This is a genomic window from Parvibaculum sp. (assembly GCF_035511255.1).
Lineage (GTDB): Bacteria > Pseudomonadota > Alphaproteobacteria > Parvibaculales > Parvibaculaceae > Parvibaculum.
Genome location: NZ_DATKFR010000398.1, coordinates 1 through 2,523, shown reverse-complemented (window position 1 = coordinate 2,523; position 2,523 = coordinate 1). Strand labels below are relative to the sequence as shown.

Below are 2,523 nucleotides of genomic sequence, written 5' to 3'. Positions count from 1 at the left end.
TGCCTGATCTCTATCAGGGAACGGAGTTCTGGGATTTCAGTCTTGTCGATCCCGACAACCGGCGGCCCGTCGACTACCAGCGTCGCATCGCCTCCCTTGCCGCTCCGCATGATCTGCCGCCGCTGCTTCGCGACTGGCCGGACGGGCGCATCAAGCAGGCGCTCATTCACCGACTGCTCTCCCTTCGCGAGCGGCATCGCGACATCTTTGACGACGGCGCCTACGAACCGCTGGCGCTGGAAGGCGCGGCCGCCGAGAGCGTCATCGCCTTCACGCGCGGCGATCGCTCCCGCGAGCATCTCGTCGTCGTCGCGTCGCGCTTCTCCTTGCGTCGCCTCGCGGACGACAACATGCCGCTCATTCCCGCCTCCGCCTGGGGCGGCGGGACGCTTCTGCTTCCGTCGGGGGCGGATGAAATACGCAATCTTCTGACGGATGAAACATTCCGCGACGATGGCCGTATCTCGATCGCGCAAATCCTCTCGCAGCTTCCGGTCGCGGTGTTATGGCGGGGACGCAGCGACGCGTGATCCCTGTGCCGCATGCTCAATTCGCAAAGAAGAGCAGCCAGGCCAGAAGGACAAGCGGGACGGGTATCGTCGATATCCAGAGAATGACGTATCGCATTGTCGGTTTACTCGAAGGCACTCGCCTTTGTTCGGCGTGAAGCAATGGGCTTGTCGGTCGAACGCCTCCCCGCCGCCCGTCGTTCCCGGCACGGCGACGCGAAGCTGCGCCCGCGTGACATGATTGTCACAACGGAACCATCGCCTTCGCCGCGCATTTTCTAGGCACGAACCCTCATGTCAGCTCGTCGAAGTGGAGTCGCCCGTGGCCGATACGCAATCGGAGATCAACGCTGGCGGAAGCCCGGCCCCGTCCGTCGCGCCTCGCGGCTTGTTTCCCACCGCATCGTTTGACCTCCGCACCGAAGTCGACGCCCTGCTCGCGCGGTATCAGAACGTGCGCAAGCGGAGCGAGACGCTGGCCGGGCCCTTGTCGCCCGAGGACCAGATGCTCCAGTCCATGCCCGATACGAGCCCGACCAAATGGCATCTCGGCCATACGACCTGGTTCTTCGAGACTTTCGTTCTGGAGCCCTTCGTCCGCGGCTATGCGCCTTTCGCGCCCTCCTTCCGCACGATCTTCAATTCCTATTACAACGGCGTCGGCCCGCAATTTCCGCGTGCGCAGCGCGGTCTTCTCTCGCGTCCTTCGCTCGCCGACGTAATGGCCTATCGCGCGCATGTCGACGATTGCGTGAGGCTCGTCATCGAAGCGGCCGATGCCGAACGTTTCGCCGAGATCGGCCCGCGCATCGTGCTCGGTCTCAATCACGAGGAACAGCATCAGGAGCTGATCCTCACCGACATCCTGCATGCCTTCTCGCTCAATCCGGAACGCCCGGCCTATGCGCCGGACCAGTTCGCCGAGACGGCATCGGCACCCGCTTCCGGCGAAGATCAGAGTTTCGCCGGCGGCTTCGTCTCCATCGGGAATGACGGGCGATATTTCTGCTTCGACAACGAGACGCCGGCGCACAAGGTCTGGCTGAAGCCCTATCGTCTCGCGACGCGTCCGGTCAGCAATCGCGAATGGCTCGATTTCATGGCGGATCGCGGCTATGAGCGTCCCGAGCTCTGGCTCTCGGACGGCTGGACCCATGTGCAGCAGGAGCGCTGGCAGGCGCCGCTCTATTGGGAGCAATCTGATGGCCAGTGGTTTTCGATGACGCTGGGCGGTTTCCGCCCGCTTGATCCCGACGCGCCGGTTTCGCATATCAGTTTCTACGAAGCGGATGCCTATGCGCGCTGGGCCGGCAAGCGCCTGCCCACCGAAGCCGAATGGGAAGCAGCGGCGCGCGAGAAAAACACACTACAGCAGATGTTCACCGGTGTGTGGGAATGGACGCAAAGCGCCTATGCGCCCTATCCCGGCTTCGAACCTGCATCCGGCGCCGTCGGCGAATATAATGGCAAGTTCATGGTGAACCAGATGGTGCTGCGCGGCGGCTCCGTCGCCACGGCGCCGGGACATACGCGCGCGAGCTACCGTAATTTCTTCTACCCGCATCAACGCTGGCAATTCTCCGGCCTTCGCCTCGCCGAAGATGCCGGCCGCCAGACCGCGCCCATCGCGCTCACGCCGCGCACCGAACGCGAGCGTTTCCGCCGCGACGTGATCCAGGGTCTCTCGGAACGCCGCAAGACGTTACCCAGCAAATATTTCTACGACGCGGAAGGCTCGCGTCTCTTCGACGAGATATGCCGCCTGCAGGAATATTACGTCCCCGCCGCCGAGGCGCCGCTGCTCGAGGAAGCCGCGCGCGACATCGCCGCGATGGCAAAGCCCGACGGCGTCCTTGTCGAATTCGGCAGCGGCTCCAGCGTCAAGACGCGCGTGCTTCTCGATCGCGCCGAATGGCTCACGGCCTATGTGCCCCTCGACATCAGCCACGAGCATATGGAGAAGGCGGCGGATACGCTGCGCGCCTCCTATCCGCGGCTCGACGTGCGGCCCGTC

At 63.9% G+C, this 2,523-nt stretch carries 1 protein-coding gene and 1 pseudogene; both read left to right on the top strand.

Annotated elements, in window-relative coordinates; translation table 11 throughout:
* Window positions 1-530 (top strand): annotated as a pseudogene (locus VMR03_RS15350) (hypothetical protein); the annotation flags it as partial.
* A 301-nt stretch (window positions 531-831) separates the two neighbouring features.
* Window positions 832-2,523, top strand: a 1,692-nt coding sequence (gene egtB / locus VMR03_RS15345; protein WP_325406749.1) for an ergothioneine biosynthesis protein EgtB, incomplete at its 3' end; no start/stop codon positions are given.